This window comes from Lachnospira hominis (ex Hitch et al. 2025) (assembly GCF_040096395.1).
Lineage (GTDB): Bacteria > Bacillota > Clostridia > Lachnospirales > Lachnospiraceae > Lachnospira > Lachnospira hominis.
In genome coordinates this window covers 30,647-51,584 of sequence record NZ_JBBMES010000006.1, presented here as the reverse complement: position 1 = coordinate 51,584, position 20,938 = coordinate 30,647, and the positions used below count along the sequence as shown (strand labels likewise).

Here is a 20,938-nt window from a genome sequence, read left to right as displayed (position 1 = left end):
TTTACGCAGGCAACGAGCCAAAGTCCGTAATTGCACGGAAATTTGGCGAATGCAGCGATAGCCAGAGAGATTCGTTTTATCATAAAAAGTATTCAAGCCGGCAAGAACTTGATGATTTAACGGATTCAGATTAATTGAGGAGATGAATTAAAATGGAAAATGAAAAATCACCATTGACGGTAGGCATTAACCAGAAGATGTCGGTTGGCGAACTTTTATTATTCGCAGTACAGCATCTTATGGGTATAACATTTTTACTTGCAGTTCCGGGAATTATCGGTGCTGCGTGCGGACTTACATCTGCTGATATTGGATATATGGTTCAGTCATGTTTCATAACAGCAGGTCTTGTGACAATACTTCAGTCAATATTTATATTAAAACTTCCGGCAGTTCACGGACCAACGGCGGTATTTATGTCAGCAATACTTACAACAGGTGCTGCATATGGACTTGGAACAGCTTATGGCTCAATGTTAATTGCAGGCATAGTAGTTGCAGTATTATCAATACCTATTGGTAATATTGGTGTAATTGGTAAACTTACAAAAATACTTACATCACCACTTGTATTTGGTACATTAATGTTAATTATTGGTACACAGCTTGCAGAGATTGCAATACCGGGATGTTTCGGAACAGCAGGAACTGCTTATTATCCTTGGGTAAATCTTCTTTCAGCAGTTATAACAATTGTAGTTGCAGCAGGATTTATGCTTTTTGGAAAGAAAGGTCTTATGAAGAGAGGTGCTCTTTTATGGGCAATCATAGTAGGAACAATCTTTTATGCAATATTCGGACACATTGATTTCAGTTCAGTTGCACAGGCAAAATTTGTAGGACTTCCAAAGATTATGCCATATGGTTTTGGTGTGAATGTCGGTGTTGTAATACTTATGCTTCTTGCATATCTTCATTCAGTATCAGAGGCACTTGGAATGTACAGCCTTATCGCAGGCTGGGATGGACAGCAGGTTGATGAACACAGGGCAAACGGTGGTATATTCGGACTTGCAGTCGGCAATATTGTCGGTACACTTGTTGGTGGATGTCCGACAACAACATATCCTGAAAATGTAGGTATTATAAGAGCAACAGGCGTGGGCAGCCGTTTTGCAACACTTGTTATGGGTATAATAGCAATTTTACTTGGTTTCTTCCCTAAGCTTGGTATGCTTATCGCTGTAATACCATCACCTGTATTAAATGGTGCAACAGTAATTCTTTTCGGTATGATTGCATTCAGTGGAGTACAGCATCTTAAAGATGTTGAGTGGGATGATATGAACGTAATTACAGCAGCAGTTCCTTATATAATTGCAATTGGATGTATGTTCCTTCCTGCAGATTTTACAGCAATGCTTCCATCGGCAGTTCAGAGTATTGTAACACAGCCAATGCTTGTCGGTATTATTTTACTTATAATATTAAATCTTTTAAATAATACACTTCTTCGTCCACTTTTTGAGAAGTCTGAACAATAATGAAGTAATAAAAAAGTTACTGCATAAATATAGAAAATAAAGGAGATTAACAATTATGAAAGCTTATTTTGATAATGTAAGAAAAGATGTTCCAGAGAATATTCATGATATATTTCTTGAAAAGGAGGGAACAGCAGTTATAACAATAGATATGCACGAAGGTCATCTTTCAACAGACCCTGATTGTCCATGCCCTTCTCCAAGAGGAAGACAGATTATAGAACCACTTAACAAATTCATGGAAGAGGCAAGAGCACTTAACATTCCTATAATTCATGTGCGTTCAGTATTAAGAAAAGGCGGAGTTGATGAAAAACTTAATCCATCAGCATGGAGACTTGTATTTCCTATTACAGTCGGTGAAATTCCTAATATAGCAGAGCATGCAATTGAGGGTACAAAGTGGAATAAATTCTCTATAGATGTACATGACGAAGATTTGATTGTAAGTACAAAAAAGAGACTGAGTGCATTTTATCCTACTGATCTTGAAATGCTTTTAAGAAATATGGGAATAAAAAGAATTGTCCTCACAGGCTGTATGACAGACTGCTGTGTATTAAATACGGCATTTGATGGTGCAAACAGAGATTTCAGAATAGTAGTTCCAAGAGATCTTACAAGAGGTAGTGAACATCTTGAAGAAGCAGCTTTAAGAATCATATCACTTCATCTTGGACTTGTTGTTGATTCAGCAGAACTTCTTGAAGACTGGAAGGACCAGACAAAATAAAAAGTTTATAAATATTAAGACAAAGGAGTCTGCATAAATATATGCAGGCTTTTTTGTCATATAGGAGGACAAATTAGCCAGAATCCCTGGCAGAAATGGAGAGAATATGAAAAAAATTAATATTTTAATATTTATCATGCTTATATTTGCATTTATCCTGACCGGATGTTCAGGCAGCAAGGCATCGGGGGTGACAGAGGGTGTAAAAGTAAATAAAGAAGATTTAAAAATTGGTTTTGTACATTATTCCGACCCAAGTGACCAGGGATACACATATACGCATGATAGTTCAACATGGAAAATGGCAGCAGCATTAGGGATAGACAAATCCCAGATTATAAATAAATATAATGTACCTGATACAGCGGAGGCTGCAACTGCATTTCGTGAGCTTGCTGAGGATGGATGTCAGATTATATTTTCAACGTCGCATGGACATGAAGATTACCTGTTAGAGGTTGCTTTCGAGTATCCGAATGTAGTTTTCTGTCATTTCAGCGGCGTTAAAGCTGCATCAAGCGGACTTTCAAATGTTCACAATTATTTTGGTGACATTGCACAGGTGCGTTATCTGTCAGGAGTAGTTGCAGGTCTTACTACAAAAACAAACAAAATCGGATATGTCTGTGCAATGGATTACACAGAAGTAAATAATGGACTTGATGCATATTATCTCGGAGCAAAAAGTGTTAATCCGGATATTGAAGTAAGTGCGACATATCTTAATAAATGGTATGCCCCTGCACTTGAAGGTCAGGCAACAAAATCGCTTATAGATTCAGGATGTGATGTTATAAGCCACCATGCAGATTCAACGGCTGGTGCCGTTACATGTCAGGAAAATGGTGCATTTTTCATACCATACAACAGTGATATGAGCAGTGCAGCATCGAATGCTGTTCTTACTTCTGTAAGATGGGATACATCATCTTATCTGATAATGGCGGTCCAGAATATACTTGACGGAACGCCGTCAAAGATTCCTGTTGACTATACAGGAACGCTTGAAAATGGAATGATTTATCTTGCAGATATAAATTATTCGCTGCTTGATTCTGATACGGCAGAAAAAGTAAAAAATGCAGTGGCGGATGCGGCAGCAGGCTTTGAAAACGGTACTAAACATGTATTTTGTGGTCCACTTTATAATCAAAGTGGAAAAAAGCTTGTAAAAGCAGGAGAAGTCTATATAGAACCCAAATCATCACCTACATTTGGAGAGGTTTTGCAGGGGATAGATATTAAAAAATAAAATTATTACTTTGCAAAGAAAGGCAGAATGGCTATGGAAGTTGTATTAGAGACAAAAAATTTATGCAAATCATTTGGAGCCGTAATGGTTAATGACAAAATAAATCTTACACTTCACAGAGGTGAAATAATGGCGGTTCTGGGTGAAAACGGTTCTGGAAAGACAACGCTTATAAATATGATTGGCGGAATATATTATCCTGACAGCGGTTCAATTTATTATGAAAATAAAAGAGTTGAAATACGTTCACCAAAAGATGCAGACAGGCTTGGAATTGGAGTTGTGCATCAGCATTTTAAGTTAGTTTCTTCTATGGATGCAGTAGAAAATATTGAGATTGCCCTTTCGGATAAAGAATATAAAAATAAAGCAGATATCCGTAAGAGAATAACTGATGTGGCAAAAAAGTATGGATTTACGGTAAATCCGGACAAAAAAATATGCGATATGTCAGTTTCCGAAAAACAGACAGTAGAAATAATAAAAGCAATAATAAAAGGTGCTAAGATTCTAATACTTGATGAGCCAACGGCAGTTCTTACACCACAAGAGAGCAGCAGTCTTTTTAATGTAATCCGCTCAATGAAAAAAGACGGCAAATCAATAATAATCATTACACATAAATTGCAGGAAGTTCTTGATATTTCTGATAATGTATACATTATGCGTAAAGGACATTACATAGATACATTAAAGACAAGTGAAACAGACGAAAATGAGCTTGCCTGTAAAATGGTAGGAAAAACAGTCACATTGCAGATTGCACGTACATCTTACGAAAAGAAAAAAACAGTTCTTTCAGTGCACAACATAAGCTGTCTTTCTGATGATAAAACGGTTGGTCTTTCAGATGTTTCATTTGATTTAAAATCAGGAGAAATACTTGGAATTGCGGGAATATCAGGAAGCGGACAGAAAGAACTTTGTGAGTGTATAGACGGCATACGTGAAGTTACATCAGGAAAAATAAAATATTATGCCGAAGAAGGAAATTTTGATATAACCAATAAAAAACCGGAATGGCGAAGAAAAAATAAAACAGGATTTGGATTTGTTCCGGAAGACAGGCTTGGAATGGGACTTATCGCTTCATCGGATATGGTAGATAATATGGTGTTAAAATCATATAAAGATGAAGCCGGTGCATTTTTGCATAGGAAAAAAGCTGCTGATATAGCAAAATATCTTATTAAAAAGCTTGATATTGCAACTCCCGGTATTCATACGCCGGTGAGAATGTTATCCGGGGGCAATGTCCAGAAGGTGCTTCTTGGAAGAGAAATTGAGGCAGGGCGAGATGTGCTTATAGTTTCATATCCGGTGCGTGGTCTTGATATTAATTCATCATATATGATTTACACCCTTCTTGATGAAGAAAGAAAAAGAGGAACAGCAATAATATTTGTAGGAGAAGACCTGGATGTTTTAATGGCATTGTCAGACAGAATCATGGTTATGGCTGACCATAGGATAGCCGGAATTACTGATGCAAGAACAGTTACAAAAGATTATCTGGGTTCACTAATGACAGATACGAAAGGGCAGGTGATATAAAATGGAAAATAAAAAAGAAAAACAACGATTTGCAAGAATAATAAAAAGACCATATATATCGGATGTTCATTCATTGATTATACGTGTGATTGCATTTGTGTTTTCTTTTATTGTGGTAAGTATTCTGCTTTTATGCATGCATTTTAATCCGTTTAATGTATTTGCTGTAATGTTAAAAGGTGCATTTGGAAAAGAATTTCTTATAAGAGAAACAGTAAAGGGAACTATTCCGCTAGTTATAACAGCGACAGGTCTGTCACTTGCATTTAGAATGAAATTCTGGAATATAGGTGGAGAGGGACAGATACTTATAGGTGGCATAGCTGCTACAGCTGTGTCATTTATTTTTGGCAGGTCAATTCCGCAGTGGGTTTTATTATCGCTTATGGCAGCAGCTTCAATTATTATGGCAGGACTGTATGGCATGATACCCGCAGTATTTAAGGCAAAATTTAAGACAAATGAGACACTGCTTACACTTATGTTTAATTATATTGCAACACAGCTGATAGTCATGCTTCAGAATACAAGGAGCTGGCAGGATGCTGCAAATAATTTTCCAAAGGTAAGAATGCTTGACTTTTATAGCAGGCTTCCAAGAGTGTTTGGAGTACATATTGGCTGGATAATTGCACTTGTCATGCTCGTTCTCTATTATTTTTATATACAGAAAACAAAGCATGGATATGAGATTAAAGTTATAGGCGATTCAATGGAGACAGCACGATATGCAGGCATTAACGCATCAAAAGTCATGATACGGACGATGTTTTTGTCGGCAGCGTTATGTGGACTGGCAGGATTTCTTCAGGTTGCAGGAGCAGACGGAACATTATCAGAATCAACAGCCGGAGGAGTCGGATTTACAGCAATTATGGTTGCTTGGATGGCAGATATGAAACCGGTAAGAATTCTTATAATGTCGGCGTTTATAGCAATTCTTAACCGTGGTGCCGGAAATCTTCAGACGGTATATCTTATTCCGTCATCATTTGCCAATATAATGATAGGTATAATACTTTTGCTTATGTTAGGCTGTGAATTTTTCATAAAATACAAAGTTTCATTTTCATTTATGTCAGGAAGGAAATCATCCGCGATAAATGATAAAGGAGGCAGATATGATTATTAATTTTCTTATTGCGGCAGTTCTTGCCGGTGCACCGCTTGTTCTTGCAACAGTTGGCGAAATAATTACAGAAAAATCGGGAAATATTAATCTTGGTGTGGAAGGCACAATGTATATTGGTGCCGTTGCCTCGCTGGCTGGTGCCGTTGCTGCAGAAAAATTAGGTCTGTCAGGTTTTGTGGCGGCAGCAGTATCATTTATTGCAGGAGCGTTAAGCGGTATGATAACATCAGCACTTTTTGGATTTATGACAATATCGTTGAGAGTAAACCAGAATGTTGTCGGACTTATCATAACAATTATGGGAACAGGCATTGGCAACTTTTTTGGTGAACTTATGGGTCAGGGAGCAGGCGGATATATCAGCGTTACAGATGAAACAAAAGCTGTATTTTCGGGAATACATATTCCGGGTTTATCTTCTGTTCCGGTTATTGGTGAATTACTGTTTTCATACAATGGAATGGTATATTTCTCACTTGCAGCAGCTTTGGCGGCTTTTTTCATAATTAAAAAGACAAAAATTGGATTAAAGCTGACAGCAGTGGGCGAGAACCCATATGCAGCTGATGCGGCAGGTGTTTCAGTGACAAAATACCGCTATATTGCCTCTGTTATTGGAGGTGCTTTATGTGGACTCGCCGGAATGTATATGTGTATGGTAACAAATTCGGGAGTATGGGTTCATGGCTGCATAAGCGGATATGGCTGGCTTGCTGTTGCTCTTGTGATTTTTTCAGCATGGAATCCGTTAAAATCAATTTTTTGCAGCATAATATTCGGTGCACTTATGATAATGAGGCTTTATATTGCAATTCCGGGGCTTAATCCATTTATATATGATATGTGTCCATATATTGTAACAAGCATAGTTATTATAATTACAAGCATAAGAAAAACAGGAAAAGATCATATTCCTGAATCACTTGGTGAAAATTATTACAGGGAAGAAAGGTGACTGGTCTGGTTTAAAAAAATATAAAAAAAAGAAGCTTGACATCTAAAATTATTGACAATACAATAGTTGCATATACAACAATTGGAGGTGCAACTAATGTTAAGAAGAATTTTTTCTTACATGAAACAATATAAAAAATATGCTTATCTGGCATTGTTTTGTATTGCTGTTGAAGTGGTACTTGAACTTATGGTTCCGCTTATAATGGCAGATTTAATAGACACCGGAGTGGCTAATGCAGACGAGATGTATATCTATAAGAAAGGTATACAGATGGTCTGCTGTGCTGCTGCGGCTTTATTTTTTGGAATAGGGAGCTCAAGATTTTCTGCACTTGCGGGTCAGGGACTTGGTGCTAATTTAAGAAAGGCTGAATATGAGAAATTACAGTCATATTCATTTACAAATATAGACCATTTCAGGGTATCATCACTTGTTACAAGGCTTACAAGTGATGTTACAAATATTCAGAATTCAGTGTCAACAGGTATGAGACCATTTGGACGAAGCCCTGTTATGCTTATATTTGCCACAGGAATTGCATTCAGCATTAATTCAAAGCTGGCACTTGTGTTTTTTGTCGCACTGCCGGTTCTTGCAATTCTGCTTGTTGCAATAATATTGAATGTCCGTCCGCTATATTCAAAGATGCAGTCGGCAATAGATTTGCTTAACAGAACGATTCAGGAAAATCTTACAGCAGTAAGAGTAGTTAAATCATACGTCCGTGGAGATTATGAGACAGCTAAATTTGAAGAGGCGAATCTTAATCTTAAAAATGAATCCGAAAAAGCATTTGGAATTTCAGTACTAAATATGCCATCATTTCAATTTGTAATGTATGGTACAATTCTGGCACTTCTCTTATTCGGAGGCCATCTTGTAAATATGGGACAGTTAAAAATCGGTGAACTTACAGGGTTTTTAAGTTATGTACTGCTTATACTCAATTCACTTATGATGATGTCCAATGTATTTCTTATGATGACACGTTCCCTTGCGTCTGGTGCAAGAATCGTTGAGGTAATAGATGAAAAAATTGATATGACTGATGAGTCTGCCGAGGATATAAGCGTTGAAAAGGGTGGAATCGAATTTGAAAATGTATGGTTTAAATATAAAAAAGAAGCAAAAGAGTATGTACTTTCTGATGTTTCTTTTAAAATAGAGCCGGGGCAGACAGTCGGAATTATAGGTCAGACAGGTTCTGCGAAGACAACGCTTGTACAGCTTATCCCCAGACTTTATGATGCAACACAAGGAACTGTAAAAATAGATGGTGTTGATGTCAGGAAATATCCTATGAAGCATTTGCGTGATGCAGTTTCAGTTGTTCTTCAGAAAAATACTCTGTTTTCAGGAACAGTGCTTTCAAATTTAAAATGGGGTGATGATAATGCTTCTATGGAAGAAATTGACAAAGCGTGCCACATTGCGTGTGTAGATGAATTCCTTGACAGACTGCATGATGGATACATGACAAAGATTGAACAGGGTGGTGTTAATGTTTCAGGTGGACAGAAACAGAGACTTTGTATTGCAAGAGCAATACTTAAAAAACCTAAGGTGCTTATTCTTGATGATTCAACGAGTGCGGTTGATACTGCGACAGAAGCAAAAATCAGGGATGGACTTGCTAAGGAACTTCCTGACATGACAAAGATTATAATTGCACAGCGAATTTCATCAGTACGTCATGCAGACCAGATTATTATTCTTGATAAAGGCAGGGTAAACGGAATCGGAACACATGAAAGCCTGCTTGCAGAAAATACGATTTATCAGGAAATATATGAATCCCAGAAGGAAGGAGCTGATTTATAATGGCAAAATATGTAGGATATAAAAGACCAAAAGATACAAAGAAAACGTTAAAACATCTTTTTGCATATCTTGGAATGCACAAATGGGCATTTCTATCCGTAGCGGTCCTTGTGTTTATAAGTGCAGGTGCTAATATAATGGGTACATATCTTATAAAACCAGTTGTCAATAAATTCATTACTCCGGGAGATATGCATGGGCTTTTTAAAGCTGTGGCAGGAATGGGTATCATGTATCTTTGTGGTGCAATGGCGACGCTTTTTTATAATAGGCTCATGGTAAAGACATCTCAGAAAGTAATTCAGGAAATCAGAAAGGATTTATTTAATCATACACAAAAGCTTCCTCTGAAATATTTTGACGCACATACACATGGTGAACTTATGAGCCGTTTCACCAATGATGTGGATACAGTACAGGAGGCTATGAATAATAGTTTTGCAATGATTATCCAGAGTTTCATGATGCTTTTTGGAACAATTACCATGATGATGGTTTTAAGTATAAGACTTTCAATGATAGTAGTTATATTTCTAATCATTATGTTTATCTTTATAAAATACAACGGAAAGCACAGTAAAAAATATTTTAACAGACAGCAGGAAGAACTTGGTAAAATAAATGGTTTTGTTCAGGAAATGACTGCCGGACAAAAAGTGGAAAAAGTATTTAACCATGAAGAAAAAGATTTTGAGGAATTTTGCAGATTAAATGAAAATTTCAGGAAAGAATCAACAAGTGCATTGACATATGCAGGTTTTATGATACCTGTTATAGTCAGTCTTTCATATCTTAATTATGCAGTATCAGCGTGCGTCGGAGGAATATTTACAATAAAAGGAATTATGGATCTTGGAAGTCTTTCTGCATATCTTGTATATGTAAGACAGTCTGCCATGCCGCTTAACCAGTTTACACAGCAGATAAATTTTCTGTTGTCAGCATTGTCAGGTGCTGAGCGTATATTTGACATGATGGATGAAGAACCTGAGATTGATGAGGGAAATATCACATTGTGTAATGTCAGACGTAATGAGGATAATTCATTTAGTGAATGTGAAGAAAAAACAGGAATATTTGCATGGAAAGTGCCTGAAAATAACACATATAAATATGTCGAATTAAAGGGTGATGTACGTTTTGATAATGTTGTATTTGGATATACACCCGAAAAAACGATACTTAATAAAATATCGCTTTATGCAAAGCCGGGGCAGAAGATTGCTTTTGTCGGCTCGACAGGTGCAGGAAAGACTACGATTGTCAATCTTATTAACAGATTTTATGAAATATCATCAGGAACAATTTATTATGACGGAATAGATATAAGGCGGATAAAAAAAGATGATTTACGTCATTCACTTTCAATGGTAATACAGGATACACATCTTTTTACAGGCACAATTGCTGATAATATAAGATATGGAAATCTTTCTGCGACAGATGAAGAAGTAAGACAGGCAGCAATAATTGCCAATGCAGATTCATTTATAAAAAGACTGCCTGATGGATACGATACAATGCTTTATTCAGATGGAAGCAATCTTTCACAGGGACAGAGACAGCTCCTTGCGATTGCAAGAGCCGCTGTGTCAAAGCCGCCTGTACTTATTCTTGATGAGGCAACAAGTTCAATTGATACGAGAACAGAGAGACTTATCGAAAAAGGCATGGATGCCATTATGGAGGGTAGGACAGTCTTTGTAATAGCACACAGGCTTTCTACAGTAAGGAATTCCAAGGCAATTATGGTGCTTGAAAAAGGTGAAATTATTGAGCGTGGAAGCCATGAGGAACTGTTGGAGCAAAAAGGAAGATATTACAGATTGTATACAGGGCAGTTTGAACTTGAATAAAATAAGTTATATAATAATGTGGATATAGACAATTGGGTATTGAAGATGCAAGATATTAAATATAAAAAGAGGTTTTTACTTTATGAAACATGAAGATATCAAAAATATATTATTTAAAATAGAGCTTTCAAGAAGAAATTTTTTAAGACCGTATTTTATAGAAATAGGTCTTACAGTCGGTCAGGGACAGCCGAGAATTTTAAGGGAGTTATATCTGTCGGGACCGATGAGTCAAAGGGAACTTGCAGATGCATGTTTCCTTGATGTGACAACAATGTCAAGAACAATTGACCGGCTTGTTTCTGCCGGCCTGATTGTTCGTGAAAGCAATCCAGAGTGCAGGCGTTCATTTATTATATCACTTACAGATAACGGTAGGAAAAAAGCCGAAGATGTAATAGATATATTTGCTATGGCTGACGAAGTATTCTGCGAAAATATAAGTGAAGAAGAACTCGAAAGCTTTTGTAAAACAGCACAAAAGATTGAAAATAATATTATTTGTAAAGCCAGTCAGAAAACTGAGTGAGACTGTCACGTCCGCCACATATATATAATACGTCATCTTTCTGGAAAGTATAATGAGGGTCAACGGTGTTGGAAACAACACCGCTTTTTTCAATTGCAATAATATTCAGGTTAAAACGTGAACGCAGATTGAGATCAATTACACTTTTTCCGATAGCATTGTCAGGAATTTTCATCTTTGAAACATTAATCTGTTCACTAAGCTGTACAAAATCGATTACACTTGAAGTAATGAGACGGTTGGCAAGTCTTATAGCCATATCGCGTTCCGGATATACAACTTCAGCACCGAGTTTTTCAAGAATCTCACCATGTTCAGCACTTTTGGCTTTTGAAATTACATGTGGAATTCCCATTGATACAAGATTAAGAGTTGTAAGTATTGAAGTGTCGAGCTGTTCGCCGATACACACGACAGCAACATCACAATTCTGTATACCAGTGGATTGAAGTGATTTTTTATCTATATTTTTAACGACAAATGCATTTTCAGTATATTCACGAAGCTCTGCAACTTTTTCTTCATCGCAGTCAATTATGAGAATATCATTGCCTTCTTTTGCAAGCTCAATAGCAAGAGCATATCCAAATCTACCGATTCCGACAATTCCGTATGAAGTTGTATTACTTTTTGATTTCTTAAACATAAAATTATAAATCTCCTTGTATCTAAGTTTATGTAGGCTGTGAGCCGTATTCGCATGTTATGGACTGCCAAAGATGCGTCAGTTTCAGCCGACAGATATATTTCCTTCCGGGTAAGAAACACGCTCACCTTTGCTGAAATACCATACTGTTACAATCGTTAGCGGACCTAGGCGACCGGCATACATTATTATAATTGAAAGAAGCTTTGCCCCTATTCCTAACTGCTGAGTTATTCCTGTTGATAATCCTGATGTGCTGAATGCACTTGTTACTTCAAAAAATACATCTATAAAAGAAAGCTCGGGTTGTAAAACAAGCATAATATAAGTTCCGGTAAGAACTATGGCAGCTCCGATAGCTGTTATAATTGCAGCTTTGCTGAAAGCATTTTTTGGAACAGCATAGTGAAAAGCCTTTTCAGATTTGTTTGTAGCTGCAGATTTGATTCCCTGCAATAAAACAAAAAATGTGCTCGTCTTTATACCGCCGCCGGTTGAACCTGGAGATGCACCTATAAACATAAGTATAATTACAACGAGAAGTCCGGCTGATGAAAAGTTACCGAGTGGATATGTTGAAAAACCGGCTGTTCTTGTTGAAAAACTAAGGAAAAAAGCACCAAGCCATGAAATATTTTCAGTTGCCTTAATGAGAAGTGTACCTGAAACAATAAGGAACAGGCTCATTGAAATTACAACACGCGAATGCATAGAGAGCTTTTTCCAGTGAAAATGTTTAATTCTTAATTCACGGATTACAAGAAAACCGATACCCCCAAAGAATATGAGCACACAAGTTATAATATTAAGTGTGAAATTATCATAATATCCTGTAAGACTCCGGTAATTGCCAAGAATATCAAATCCGGAATTGTTAAATGCCGCAATTGAGTGGAACAGGCTTATTCCGAGAGCCTCAACAGGCGGATAATCCTTAGAAAATACAATATAACTTAACATGGCACCAACCAGCTCAAAAAAAACTGTTGTCATAAAAATATCGCGGATAAATATAATCATGCCTTTTCCGGAATCAACATTAAGAGCATCACGGATAAGGCTTCGTCCTTTCATATTAACTTTTTTTCCCATGGCAATGATAATTCCGGCACCGATGGCAGTAACACCAAGACCGCCAATCTGAATGAGCATAGCAAGGAAAAACTGTCCAAGAGGAGTAAATGTATCTTTGGCATCAACACTTACAAGTCCGGTTACGCAGACAGCACTTGTTGATGTGTAAAGCGAGTCTATATATTCAAGATGCACGCCCGGTCGTACACTGCATGGCAGAATAAGAAGTATTGAGCCTGTAAGTATTGCAAGAGCAAATCCAAGAGCAATAATGCGTGATGCGGATAACTTTTTAAGTAACATGAACATCTGTATGAAGGTCCTTTCATTTTTATTTTTAAACAAGTGGTGTCATAACCGGTGTAAAACGCGGTGCAACACTTATATAAAACTTATGAACTTTTTCAATATATGAGTCGGCTTCACTTTTGTTATGACCAAGGAAGTGAAGCTGCTGTTCAAGATAATATCTTAAATAGGTATCTGTCTTAATCTCACCTTTGTGATTGAGAACGTAATCTACAACGGCAGGTTTGATGGCCGATATACTTATTGTTGCAAGCATTGTATATTCCGGTGTCTGTGCATATTCTGAAGAATAGCGGCAGAATACATCGGAGATATGTTCCTGGATAAAACGTCTGTTTTTTGGTTCACCACCAATAAATTCATGAAAAAAATTGCCATATTTTTCATTTGTAATACAAAGATAAAGTTCAAGTGTACTAGAGAACAGGAACAGCATAAGCTCGTCCATATCAGGAAAATATTCTGCGATAAGTTCATCAAACCTGTCACGGATACTGCTGTATATTATAAGTCCCATCTCGTTTTTATTTTTAAAGTAATAATTCAAAAGTCCAAGATTAGTATTGGCTTTTTCAGAAATCATGCGGGCAGTTGTTTTATGGAATCCATATTCATAAAATAAATCTCTTGCCACAAAAAGAATTCTGTTTTTTGTTTCTTCACCTTTTGACATGATGCTCTCCAATTCTTATACTAATTTAGTATTAGTATACCACTGCTGATATATGAAGTCAATGATGCATTGTAAAATGAGAACATTGTACTATTTATTGATTACACTTGTAGGACAGCCGTCGAGATATGCCTTGAAATTAGATATGGCAACCGAAACTGAACGCAGTCTTGATGTCTTTGGCAAGTATGCGATATGGTCTGTTATCGTAGCGTTTTCACAGTGAAGGATTCCAAGGTCATGGCGTGGGGGCTCCTCACTTATGACATCAAGACCGGCGGCATAAATTTTGCCTGAATTTAAGGCATTAACGAGGTCATCCTCATTTATAAGACCACCACGGGATGTGTTTATTAATATAACGCCGTCTTTCATTTTAGCAATGCTTTCTTTATTAATAATGTTTTTAGTTGCATCGGTAAGAGGTGTGTGAAGCGATATTACATCCGAGCGTGACAAAACTTCATCAAGACTTACCTGCTCTATAAAATCATATTCGGCACCGGTTTTTAAATGTCTGTTGAAAGAAATAACATTCATACCAAAGCCTTTTGCAATAAGTGCAGCATGATAACCTATTTTTCCAAGACCGATGATGCCGAAAGTCATACCGTTAAGTTCTATCTGGTCACTCAATCCGAACATGTAACGTGGAGATGGATCATTTACCCAGTCATGTGTCTTAACATAGCTGCTGTGAAGTTCAACCTTATGGCATATATCAAGAAGAAGAGCAAATGCAAATTCTGCGATTGTAGAAGCACCATAGGCGGTATTGGTTATCGTAACACCGTATTTGTGCGTAAGTTCAACATCAAATTCCTCATATCCGTGAGCCATTCCAGCCATATATTTAAGCTTTGGATGTTTAATAAAGAAATCCTCAGTGATAAGGTCTTTCCTTAAATAAACGCCGATTACGGCCTCGGTATCTGAATCAATAATATTGCTTATTTCTTCAGATGTAAGAGATTTGTCATAAGTATAAAAATGACATTCAAGACCGGGAATTAATTCAAGCATATGCCATTTTTCCATCATTTCATTAAGAGTTATGTCCAAACTTTTTGGTTTACTTACTAATACCTGTACTTTCATAGCAGTCAGTCCTTTCTTATTTTATATTATTTTATATCAGCAGCAGAAGCTGTTAAAAGCCGTCCATCTGCTTTATATAAAAGAGTTTAAATTATACGTGTGTAAAAGTCAAGGCACTATTTTAACGCGTTAAAGAAAGTTTTAAAGACAATTAAAATCATCTATAACTTAATATAATATGGTGAAAATGAAAAATGACCTAATTATGTTAAATAAAAATCAAAAAACACTAAAGTTGTGTATGAAATATAAAAATACATATTGACAAAATGATTACACGTGTGTAATATAAGCTCATGCAAAACAAAAGCATAAAACAAAAAAGTGAGGTGATGACATGGAAGCGGGTGAAAGGGTTAATGCACTCGGTACAAAAAAATTATTTCCCTTAATTGTTTCTATGTCGATTCCGGCAATATGCGGCAATATAACAACTGCATTATATAATGTGGTTGACAGATTATTTGTAGGTCAGTTTGTTGGAAGAAATGCATTGGGAGCAATCGGACTTATGTTTCCGTTAAACAATGTAACCTCAGCAATTACCGTTCTTCTTACTATAGGAGGCGGGGCACTTATTTCCTTATCACTTGGAAGAAAAGAAAAAGACAAAGCAGACGAAGCTTTTACGAATATTGTTTCAATGGGAGCCATACTTGCATTTATTGTTACATTATTTTTCTTCATATTCGCCAGTCAGCTTATATCTTTATGTGGAGCGAGGGAAAGTTCAGCACTTCATAATCCGGCGGTTGATTATTTAAGAATTATAGCAATTGGGCAGTTTTTCCAGATTATGAATCTCGGACTTGCAGGAGCAATAAGAGCAGAAGGAAATGTCAGGTATTCGATGGTTGTTTCAATGATAGGAGCACTCCTAAATATTGGTCTGGATGCACTCTTTATCATAGTATTCAATGCAGGATTACAGGGAGCCGCAGCCGCGACAGCTTTAAGCCAGGTTGTGGGAGCCACGGTAAGTGCCTTGTATTTTACAAGGGAAAAAAGTGTACTAAGATGGGCAGGATTAAAAAGTGTCAGATTTAAAAAGATGCTTGAAATTGCAGGTCTTGGTGCAGCACCGGCAGTTTTTCAGGGCTTTGGTCTTGTAAATAATCTCATAACCAATAATTCACTTATGATATATGGTAATAATGAGATGGGAGCCGGTGGAGGAGATTTAGCAATCTCAGCACTGTCAGTAGTAAATACTGTTGAGAGCATTGCACTTATGGTTGTACTGGGAATGAACAATGCAATATCTACAATAATAAGTTACAATTATGGAGCAAAACAGTACAAAAGGACAAGAAATGCAGCATTGATTGGTCAGGCAATTGCATTTGTGATATGCACGGTGGTATGGCTTCTGATGATGATTGTACCGAAAACATTATTTGCAATATTTTCAAGCGGCGATGCCCAGCTTGCCGAATATGGAGCAATGGCAATGAGAAAATCAAAGATGTTTATGCTATTTTTGGGATTTCAGACATTGGCTTCGATGTACTTTTCGGCAATAGGAAAACCAAAGGTTGCAACATTTATTTCAATCAGCAGGAACGGATTATTTTTAATTCCGGCATTGTTGATTCTTCCAAGATTTTTGGGACTGAATGGAGTTTTATACAGTTCAAGTGTTTCAGATTTCTGTTCACTTATACTTGTATCAACTATATACATAAATGGAATTTTACAATTGAATAAAAAAGAAAAAGAGGAATATAGCAAAGGCGCTGTTGAATGAAAAAACAACAGGGTCTTTTTTTATACTAATTCAGAAAAGAAAAAAGGAGGAGAAAATTATGCTGAAGTATATTTTAAAAAGACTGGGGTTAGGAATAGTTACCCTGTTTGTTCTTATTACAATAACATTTTTTCTGACAAGACTGATGCCCGGCAATCCGTTTTCATCAGACAATATTTCAGCTACGGCACTTGCACAGCTCAATTCAAAATATGGATTGGATAAGCCGCTTGACCAGCAGTATTTACTGTATATGAAGAATCTCTTACATGGAGATTTGGGAGTGTCTTACAAAAAGACAGGTGTTTCAGTAAATACAATTATTGCACAGGGACTTCCGAATACAGTTTCACTCGGATTAAGTGCATTTGTATTTTCACTTATTGTAGGAGTTGCAATGGGAATATGGATGGCAGCAACGAAAAAAGAATGGGTGAGAGGTATTCTTCTTACCGGAACTACACTTGGTGTAAGTATTCCAAACTTTGTATTTGCGATTCTTTTAATGCTTGTATTTGGTGTTTACCTGAAAGTGCTTCCGGCAACGGGACTTACAACACCGAGACATTATATACTTCCTGTTCTTGCAATGTCGGCATATCCGATTTCACAGATTTCAAGACTTGTACAGTCAAGCTATAGCGAAGCAATGAATCAGGACTATGTGGTAATGGCAAAGGCGAAAGGTCTTAAAAAGAGCACTATTACTTTTAAGCATATTTTGAAAAATGCGATTTTACCTGTAATTACAATCGCAGGTCCAATGATAGCATTCCTTCTTACAGGTAGTTTTGTAATTGAAAATGTATTTGCTATTCCAGGTATCGGACGCGAGTTTGTAAATGCGATTTCAAACAGAGATTATACGATTATTATGGGAATGACAATTTTTATCGGTGCGATGATTATTGTATGCAATCTTCTGGTTGATATTATATCAGCTGTTGTTGATCCTAGAATAAAACTTTCAAAGTAGGAGGTAAGTGCCATGTTAAATAAATCAGAATATTTTGAACCGATAGACCCAGACGAAAAGAATGATGAATTTATCGCCATTGAAAGCAAGAGCTTTTTTAAAGATGTCTGTGAGAGGTTCGTAAAAAATAAAAGAGCAATGATTGCACTTGTAATATTTTTAATAATTGCACTTATGGCAATATTCGGACCGATGATTTCCCCATATTCATATGACGGAATGGATACAGCAATAATGAACCAGCGTCCCAGCACAGCACACTGGTTTGGAACAGACAGATTCGGAAGAGACCTTTTTACAAGAGTTCTTTATGGTGCAAGAATCAGTCTTATGGTTGGTATTGTTACAGCAGTGATTAATACGATAATCGGTGTTATTTACGGCGGTATCGCAGGATACGTCGGAGGACGTGTTGATATGTGGATGATGAGACTTACGGATATTCTTTATTCAATACCTGAACTTCTCTACATAATCCTCATAATGCTGATATTCGGTTCAAATGTGCGAAGCATTATTATTGGTGTCTGCGTGGCAGGCTGGATTTCAATGGCAAGAATGGTAAGGTCACAGATTATTACATTAAAAGAACAGGAATTTGCACTTGCCGCATTTGTTCTTGGAGCGAATAGCAGAAGGATTTTATTTAAACACCTGATTGTCAATTCACTCGGAACAATTATTGTAACAGTAACACTTATGATACCTCAGGCAATATTTATGGAAGCTTTTCTTAGCTTCGTAGGTGTAGGTATTTCGGCACCGATGGCAAGTCTCGGTACACTGGCACAGGATGCAAGAACATATCTTGAGATTTTCCCATATCAGATGCTGTTTCCTGTAGCGGCTATTTGTGTAACAATCTTCAGCCTTAACTTCATCGGTGAAGGTTTGAACTCAGCATTAAATCCTAAGGGAAAGAGATAAGGAGGCACGCCTATGAAACTCTTGGAAATAAAAAATCTGACAACAGAATTTAAAACAGGACAGGGAATTGTAAAGGCAGTAAGAAATGTCAATTACAGTCTTGAAAAAGGAGAAATATTAGGAATTGTCGGTGAATCCGGTTCCGGAAAAAGTGTCGGAATGCTTTCCTTAATGGGACTTTTGGCAGACAACGGAAGAATCGTATCTGGCAGCATTATATTTGATGGTGAGGAGATTTCTCCAATAAGCGAAAAATACAAAAACAATAAAAAAGCATATGAAAAAAGAATGCAGGAAATAAGGGGCAATGATATAGGAATGATTTTTCAGGACCCGATGACATTCTTAAATCCGATATTGAAAGTCGGAACACAGATTGAGGAACAGATTTTAAGACATACAAAGTGCAGTAAAAAGGAAGCGAGAGAAAGAGCTATAGAGCTTATGAAAAAAGTCGGAATACCAAGTCCGGAAAAGAGAATCGACCAGTATCCGTTCCAGTTTTCAGGTGGTATGAGACAACGAATTATCATAGCGATTGCACTTTCATGCAATCCTAAGCTGATTATTGCAGATGAACCTACAACGGCACTGGATGTTACAGTTCAGAGCCAGATATTGGAACTTTTACAAGAGATAGCCGAGGAAACGGGAACAGCGATTATTATGATAACACATGATCTCGGCGTAGTTGCAACACTTTGTCAGAAAATTAACATTATGTACGGCGGACAGATTGTTGAACACGGAACAACAGATGAGATTTTTTATAATCCTAAACACCCATACACAATGGGACTTTTAAGAAGTATAGGAACTCATACAAACGGTGAACGTCAGTCACTTATCCCGATTCCGGGAACACCGCCTGATTTGTTAAAGCTTAATTCGGGTTGTGCGTTTATGCCAAGATGCAGTAAGGCAATGAAAATCTGTAAGGATTATATGCCATGCAGGACGCAGTTTTCAGAAGACCAGTATTGCAGCTGCTGGGAATATTGCAAAGACAGTGCAGACAAAATTGTTCAGGAACAGTCAGCAGCAGTGAATGGATGATTGGCAGAGATTATAATACTTAAAAATCAAAAAGCTTAAATCATGGACAAAGAAACGGAGGCAGGGCTTATGACAGAAAATGTAAAGGAAAATACACCGATTATTCGTGTAAAAGAGCTTGAAAAATATTTCCTCGCAAAAAGAGGTTATATCCATATGAGCCAATATGTTAAGGCTGTTGACGGAATTTCACTCGATGTTATGGAAGGCGAAACAGTAGGTCTTGTCGGTGAGAGCGGCTGCGGCAAATCAACACTCGGCAGAACAATTATGAAAATATATGAGCCTACAGGTGGAGAAATATTTTACCGCGGACAGAATATAACGAAACTCAGTAACAAAAAAATGCACAATTTAAGAAAAAGCATGCAGATGATATTTCAGGACCCATATGCGAGTCTTAATCCGAGATTTACAATCGGTGACATTATCGAAGAACCTATGGTAATCCATAACATGTATACAAAGGCTGAGAGAAAAGAAAAGGTTTATGAACTTCTTGAACTCGTTGGATTAAAGCCCGACCATATCAGAAGATATCCGCATGAGTTTTCGGGAGGTCAGAGACAGAGAGTTGGAATTGCGAGAACTCTTGCATTAAATCCTGATTTTATAGTCTGCGATGAACCTATATCAGCATTGGATGTTTCAATTCAGGCACAGATAATTAATCTTCTTGAAAAGATTCAGGACGAACAGGGAATTTCATATTTGTTTATCGCCCATGATCTGGGAATGGTAAAACATATAAGCCATAAAATAGGAGTTATGTATCTGGGACATCTCGTAGAATTCGGAGATGCCGATGAAGTGTATAATCACCCGCTTCATCCATACACGGAAGCACTTATGTCAGCCGCTCCTATTCCTGACCCTAAGCTGGCAAGGGAAAGTAAGAGAATCATGTTAAAGGGCGAAATACCAAGCCCTCTTGATATGCCGACAGGCTGTCCTTTTGCATCAAGGTGTCCGAGATGCAGAGAAGAATGTCTCGCAGGACCGCCAATCATGGTAAATGTTGGAGACAGAAAGGTTGCCTGTTTTGATTATTTATAATTGCAGTGTCAAAATATTGTGCACACACTTGTGCCGGCATAAAACAAATTGATTAAC

18 protein-coding genes are annotated in these 20,938 nt (G+C 37.1%); 14 read left to right on the top strand and 4 right to left on the bottom strand.

The window, feature by feature from the left end:
* The first annotated feature begins 152 nt into the window (after positions 1-152).
* From WMO38_RS07335 to WMO38_RS07295, 9 genes are all read left to right on the top strand, one after another.
* Positions 153-1,484 carry a uracil-xanthine permease family protein gene (locus WMO38_RS07335; RefSeq protein WP_349162008.1) on the top strand — a complete coding sequence of 444 codons (1,332 nt, stop codon included), beginning with the start codon at positions 153-155 and terminating at the stop codon, positions 1,482-1,484.
* Positions 1,485-1,539: 55 nt separating this feature from the next.
* Positions 1,540-2,217 (top strand): cysteine hydrolase family protein, encoded by a 678-nt coding sequence (locus WMO38_RS07330; RefSeq protein WP_021865322.1) that lies wholly within the window; start codon positions 1,540-1,542, stop codon positions 2,215-2,217.
* 106 nt (positions 2,218-2,323) lie between these two features.
* Positions 2,324-3,469 carry a BMP family ABC transporter substrate-binding protein gene (locus tag WMO38_RS07325; RefSeq protein WP_349162006.1) on the top strand — a complete coding sequence of 382 codons (1,146 nt, stop codon included), beginning with the start codon at positions 2,324-2,326 and terminating at the stop codon, positions 3,467-3,469.
* Between the two features lie 33 nt (positions 3,470-3,502).
* Positions 3,503-5,023, top strand: a complete 1,521-nt coding sequence (locus WMO38_RS07320) for an ABC transporter ATP-binding protein (RefSeq protein WP_349162004.1) — start codon at positions 3,503-3,505, stop codon at positions 5,021-5,023.
* A gap of 1 nt (position 5,024) precedes the next feature.
* Positions 5,025-6,155: an ABC transporter permease gene (locus WMO38_RS07315; protein ID WP_349162003.1), complete on the top strand. Its 1,131-nt coding sequence runs from the start codon at positions 5,025-5,027 to the stop codon at positions 6,153-6,155.
* Entirely contained in the window at positions 6,145-7,110 is a 966-nt protein-coding gene (locus WMO38_RS07310) for an ABC transporter permease (protein ID WP_349162001.1), read from the top strand. Before WMO38_RS07315 ends, WMO38_RS07310 begins: the two co-directional genes overlap by 11 nt.
* 96 nt (positions 7,111-7,206) lie before the next feature.
* Entirely contained in the window at positions 7,207-8,934 is a 1,728-nt protein-coding gene (locus tag WMO38_RS07305) for an ABC transporter ATP-binding protein (RefSeq protein WP_349161999.1), read from the top strand.
* A complete protein-coding gene (locus WMO38_RS07300) occupies positions 8,934-10,790 on the top strand; it encodes an ABC transporter ATP-binding protein (RefSeq protein ID WP_349161998.1) in 1,857 nt (618 codons plus the stop codon). Before WMO38_RS07305 ends, WMO38_RS07300 begins: the two co-directional genes overlap by 1 nt.
* 82 nt (positions 10,791-10,872) lie before the next feature.
* On the top strand, positions 10,873-11,319 hold the full coding sequence (locus WMO38_RS07295; protein WP_349161997.1) for a MarR family winged helix-turn-helix transcriptional regulator: 447 nt from the start codon (positions 10,873-10,875) through the stop codon (positions 11,317-11,319).
* Here WMO38_RS07295 and WMO38_RS07290 read toward each other — a convergent pair.
* The 4 genes from WMO38_RS07290 to WMO38_RS07275 form a co-directional block, all read right to left on the bottom strand.
* The gene (locus WMO38_RS07290) at positions 11,288-11,965 is read right to left on the bottom strand and encodes a potassium channel family protein (protein ID WP_349161996.1); all 678 of its coding nucleotides are present in this window, start codon (positions 11,963-11,965) and stop codon (positions 11,288-11,290) included. The genes WMO38_RS07295 and WMO38_RS07290 overlap by 32 nt on opposite strands.
* Before the next feature lie 84 nt (positions 11,966-12,049).
* The gene (locus WMO38_RS07285) at positions 12,050-13,342 is read right to left on the bottom strand and encodes a TrkH family potassium uptake protein (RefSeq protein WP_349161995.1); all 1,293 of its coding nucleotides are present in this window, start codon (positions 13,340-13,342) and stop codon (positions 12,050-12,052) included.
* Positions 13,343-13,376: 34 nt separating this feature from the next.
* Entirely contained in the window at positions 13,377-14,021 is a 645-nt protein-coding gene (locus WMO38_RS07280) for a TetR/AcrR family transcriptional regulator (RefSeq protein WP_349161994.1), read from the bottom strand.
* 90 nt (positions 14,022-14,111) lie between these two features.
* Positions 14,112-15,119 (bottom strand): NAD(P)-dependent oxidoreductase, encoded by a 1,008-nt coding sequence (locus WMO38_RS07275; protein WP_349161993.1) that lies wholly within the window; start codon positions 15,117-15,119, stop codon positions 14,112-14,114.
* A gap of 337 nt (positions 15,120-15,456) precedes the next feature.
* Here WMO38_RS07275 and WMO38_RS07270 point away from each other — a divergent pair, with 337 nt between their 5' ends.
* From WMO38_RS07270 to WMO38_RS07250, 5 genes are all read left to right on the top strand, one after another.
* A complete protein-coding gene (locus tag WMO38_RS07270) occupies positions 15,457-16,866 on the top strand; it encodes an MATE family efflux transporter (protein WP_349161992.1) in 1,410 nt (469 codons plus the stop codon).
* A gap of 58 nt (positions 16,867-16,924) precedes the next feature.
* Positions 16,925-17,842 (top strand): ABC transporter permease, encoded by a 918-nt coding sequence (locus WMO38_RS07265; protein ID WP_186837316.1) that lies wholly within the window; start codon positions 16,925-16,927, stop codon positions 17,840-17,842.
* Positions 17,843-17,854: 12 nt separating this feature from the next.
* The gene (locus WMO38_RS07260; protein WP_349161991.1) at positions 17,855-18,769 is read left to right on the top strand and encodes an ABC transporter permease; all 915 of its coding nucleotides are present in this window, start codon (positions 17,855-17,857) and stop codon (positions 18,767-18,769) included.
* A gap of 12 nt (positions 18,770-18,781) precedes the next feature.
* On the top strand, positions 18,782-19,825 hold the full coding sequence (locus WMO38_RS07255) for an ABC transporter ATP-binding protein (protein WP_349161990.1): 1,044 nt from the start codon (positions 18,782-18,784) through the stop codon (positions 19,823-19,825).
* A gap of 69 nt (positions 19,826-19,894) precedes the next feature.
* Positions 19,895-20,881 carry an ABC transporter ATP-binding protein gene (locus tag WMO38_RS07250; protein WP_021865305.1) on the top strand — a complete coding sequence of 329 codons (987 nt, stop codon included), beginning with the start codon at positions 19,895-19,897 and terminating at the stop codon, positions 20,879-20,881.
* Positions 20,882-20,938 lie beyond the last annotated feature (57 nt).